The sequence below is a fragment of the Bradyrhizobium sp. NBAIM08 genome (genome assembly GCF_020193935.1).
Taxonomy (GTDB): domain Bacteria; phylum Pseudomonadota; class Alphaproteobacteria; order Rhizobiales; family Xanthobacteraceae; genus Bradyrhizobium; species Bradyrhizobium yuanmingense.
Genome location: NZ_JADYVR010000638.1, coordinates 1 through 425, shown reverse-complemented (window position 1 = coordinate 425; position 425 = coordinate 1). Strand labels below are relative to the sequence as shown.

Below are 425 nucleotides of genomic sequence, written 5' to 3'. Positions count from 1 at the left end.
CTATTTATGATACCATGGTGCGTATGGCACAGGAGTGGAGTATGCGCTATATGCTGATTGATGGCCAGGGAAACTTCGGCAACCAGGATGGTGACCCGCCGGCTGCCATGCGTTATACGGAAGCAAGGCTTCGCCGGGTGGCCGAGGCAATGCTGGAAGATTTAGATAAAGAAACAGTCGATTTCCAATTAAATTTTGATGACAGCCTGAAGGAGCCAAGTGTGCTGCCGACACGGATTCCGCAACTTTTAGTAAATGGTTCGTCTGGTATTGCAGTTGGTATGGCTACCAACATGTTGCCGCACAACCTGGGCGAAGTAATTGATGGTTGTATTGCGTTTATTGACAACCGGGATATTACCATTGAGGAATTGATCAAGTTTGTTAAGGGCCCTGATTTTCCAACGGCAGGTGTTATTTACGGT

The 425-nt window shown here is 47.5% G+C and carries 1 protein-coding gene; it reads left to right on the top strand.

Translation table 11 applies throughout. The features are described 5' to 3' along the window. Positions 1–425: DNA gyrase subunit A (locus tag I6F37_RS46665; protein ID WP_276573824.1), on the top strand; the 425-nt coding region annotated here is incomplete at both ends.